The sequence below is a fragment of the Saccharomonospora iraqiensis subsp. paurometabolica YIM 90007 genome (genome assembly GCF_000231035.2).
Classification (GTDB): domain Bacteria; phylum Actinomycetota; class Actinomycetes; order Mycobacteriales; family Pseudonocardiaceae; genus Saccharomonospora; species Saccharomonospora paurometabolica.
In genome coordinates, this window is record NZ_KI912247.1 from 154575 (window position 1) to 157770 (window position 3196).

At 73.6% G+C, this 3196-nt stretch carries 2 protein-coding genes, 1 tRNA gene and 1 pseudogene; 2 read left to right on the forward strand and 2 right to left on the reverse strand.

Features of this window, described 5'->3' with window-relative positions:
* Positions 1–768 (reverse strand): annotated as a pseudogene (locus tag SACPADRAFT_RS32980) (hypothetical protein); the annotation flags it as partial.
* Between the two features lie 481 nt (positions 769–1249).
* Here SACPADRAFT_RS32980 and msrA point away from each other — a divergent pair.
* Positions 1250–1912: a peptide-methionine (S)-S-oxide reductase MsrA gene (gene msrA, locus SACPADRAFT_RS0214985; RefSeq protein ID WP_007027038.1), complete on the forward strand. Its 663-nt coding sequence runs from the start codon at positions 1250–1252 to the stop codon at positions 1910–1912.
* A gap of 157 nt (positions 1913–2069) precedes the next feature.
* On the opposite strand, the gene SACPADRAFT_RS0214990 is transcribed toward msrA, so the two are convergent.
* Positions 2070–2142: transfer RNA gene (locus tag SACPADRAFT_RS0214990), tRNA-Gly, on the reverse strand.
* 190 nt (positions 2143–2332) lie between these two features.
* On the opposite strand from SACPADRAFT_RS0214990, the gene SACPADRAFT_RS34015 reads away from it, so the two are divergent.
* On the forward strand, positions 2333–3196 hold an 864-nt coding region (locus SACPADRAFT_RS34015), incomplete at its 3' end, for a sigma-70 family RNA polymerase sigma factor (RefSeq protein ID WP_007027039.1).

Consider the following 3196-nt stretch of genomic DNA (forward strand, 5'->3'; position numbering starts at 1 on the left):
CACCGCCTGCAGCGCCGCCAGGGTGTCGCGGGTGCGCCGGCCGAGTTCGGCGCGGTCGGCGGGATCGGGCGCCGAGACCCACAGGTTCACCGCGACCTCGCCGGAGGCGTACCAGGTGCCCCGGACACGGCGACCGTCGAGTGGTCCGGTCAGCGTGCCGGGCGTGCCGGACGCGGGCGCGAAACCCGCGCCGAGGGTCAGCTCCCGCATGCGTTCGACGACGGCGGTGGCCTCGTCCCGTCCCGGTGTGGGGATCGCGAGCAGGAAGTAGCCGTGGTCCCCGTCGGTCGAGGACCGGTGGACGACCTCGCGCACCCCGTGCCCGCGCAGGATGTCCGCCGACCGCGGCGGGTAGAGGCCGAGTTCGACACCGGTGTCCACGGACAGGGTGGAGTCGTCCCGGCCCGGTTCCCCCGGGAGCAGGGGCAGCCGGTCCGCCAGTGCGGGTTCCGGGATGGTGCTCCGCCCGCCGCCGTCACCGTCGCGTTCATCGTCGCCGTCGTCCGCTTCCGTGGGGGTGGTCGGCACGCCCGCCGTCTCGCCCGCCACGATCGTCGGCGCCGTGGAGCGCTCCTGTCCGAGCCACCAGGCGCCACCGATCACCGCGCCGAGCGCGAGCAGCACCGCGAGCGAGATAACGACCCAGGTCGGCCCGCTGCGGTCGCCGGCCTCGGAGGGGAACGGTCCGGGCGGCGGGGCCGCGACGGGCGCGGACGGGAACGGGGCGGCACCGGGGTCCACGACCGGCAGCACCCGCGTCTCGGACACGTCCGCCGGACTCGGCGCCGTGGTCGGCCGACCGGTGTTCCTCAGCGCCTTCGCCCGGGACGCCGCGTCGCCTCCCGGTGTCGGCCCGGAACTCGGTGTCGGCCCGGAACTCGGCGTTGGCCCGGAACGCGGTGTCGGCCCGGAACTCGGCGTTGGCCCGGGATCCGACGTCGGCACGGGTTCGGGTGTCGGCCCGGTTCCCGGTGTCGGTTCGGGTTCGGGTTCGGGTGTCGGCCTGGAATCCGGTCTTCCCGTGGGCGCCGGTTCCGGCGCGGCCAACAGCGGTGCGCCCGACGCCTCGGCGAGGATGTCCTCGCTCCGCCGCCGGTGTTCACCGTGGCTGATCGTGCCCGCCGCGAGTTCGCGGTCGAGCTCGCGCAGCTCCTCCTGCCACGTCATCGCGCCACTCCCCGGCCCGGTGCGGCGCCACCGGCTGTCGCGCCACCCTTCCGTGGGTCATTGTGCCGGTAGACTCGACGCCATGTGGATGTTCGGACGGGACAGGACGAGGCTCGTCTCCGCCGAGGAGGCGCTGCCCGGTCGCGCGGAACCGCTCGCGACGCCGGAGACGCACGCGGTGTACCCGGACCGGCGGATCAAGCCGCCGTTCCCGGAGGGGATGCGCACGGCCGTGTTCGGGCTCGGCTGTTTCTGGGGTGCTGAGCGGGTGTTCTGGCGCACACCGGGGGTGTACTCCACCGCGGTCGGTTACGCGGGCGGGCACACCCCGAACCCGACGTACGAAGAGGTGTGCTCCGGCCTGACCGGGCACACCGAGGCCGTGCTCGTCGTGTACGACCCGGACCGGGTGTCCTACGAGGCGCTGCTCAAGGTGTTCTGGGAGAACCACGACCCGACCCAGGGCCTGCGCCAGGGCAACGACGTGGGGTCCCAGTACCGGTCGGCGGTCTACACCGCCGACGGGGAACAGGACGCCGTCGTTAGGGCGTCCCGGGAGGCGTTCCAGAAGGCGCTGCACGGCGCGGGCCACGGCGAGATCACGACCGAGATCGCGTCCGCGGGTCCGTTCTACTACGCCGAGGACTACCACCAGCAGTACCTGCACAAGGTGCCGAACGGCTACTGCGGCCTCGGTGACACGGGCGTGTCCTGCCCGGTGGGGGTCGGCGTCCCGGGGGACTGACCACCCGCCGCGCGGCGACGCCGCGACCGCACCGGCCACGGGGTGCCCCTGTGGCCGGTGCCGCGTGAGCGCGGTGCCGTGGGGATCAAAAGAGAAAGGCCCCGGATCCGGGGCCTCGAGGCTGTCCGTACCCGCCGTGCGGAGGGGTGGGACCGAGAGCGGACGACGGGATTCGAACCCGCGACCCTCACCTTGGCAAGGTGATGCGCTACCAGCTGCGCTACGTCCGCACATCCGGAACTCCGTCCGGTGTGAGTCCCAGTGTATACCCCGGTGCGTCGCCACTCGATCGGGGGCCCTTCGATTACGGACGGAACACGAGGGGTGACGACTGCGAAGTGCACTCCGTATGGTGTTCAAAGTTCAACGGAAGGCTCATCCGACGGAAGATGCTGTGCGGCCCGGGAGGGGGTGCCTGTCGTGACGGACGGGGCGACGGCCGACTCCGTGAGCGCGGGGCTGATCGACCGCCTCCGTGCCGGTGACGATACCGCCCTCGGGGAGTTGTTCGAGGCGCACGAGCCCGCGGTCCGGAGGCTCGCGCGCGGCCTGGTCACGGACCCGGCCGAGGCCGACGACATCACCGCGGAGACCTTCTTCCGGGTGTTGCAGGCGGTCCGGAGGGGGAGCGGTCCCCGGGACAACGTGCGTGCGTACCTGATGACGGTGGCGCGCCGGGTGGCCTGGGAGTGGCAGGGCTCCCGCCGGGACGTTCCGGTGACCGACGAGGAACTCAGCTCACGGGCCGGGGGCCACACCGATCCCCAGGCCGGGACGGCCGAGGCGTCGCTGATCACCAGGGCGTTCGCCACGCTCCCCGAACGGTGGCGGACCGTGCTGTGGCAGACCGAGGTCGAGGGCGCCGCGCCCGCGACGCTCGCCCGGCACTTCGGGCTCAGCGCGAACGCGACGGCCGCGCTGGCCCGGCGTGCCCGGATCGGCCTGCGGGCCGCGTATCTCCAGGCGCATCTCACCACCGACCGGGAGGCGCACGGGTGTCGCTCGGTCCGGGAGAAGCTCGGTGGCTACACCGCGGGCAGCGTCACCGGCGCGGAGTCCCGCAAGGTCGAACAGCATCTCGCCCGGTGCGCCCCCTGCCGCACGACGCATGACGAGCTGCGGCAGGTGTGCTCGGCGCTGCGCGCGCACGCGGGCGTCCTCGTGCCGCTGGTCCCGCTCTTCGCGTTCCCGGCGGGCGCCGTCCTCGGCGCCGCGGGGTCGGTCGGTACGGGTGGCGGGATGTCCGCGGCCACGTCGGTGACGTCGGCCGCGGCCGGTGGCGCG

Excerpts from the sequence above, each read along its gene's own strand:
- msrA (WP_007027038.1), top strand. The coding sequence starts at position 1,250 with ATGTGGATGTTCGGACGGGACAGGACGAGGCTCGTCTCCGCCGAGGAG.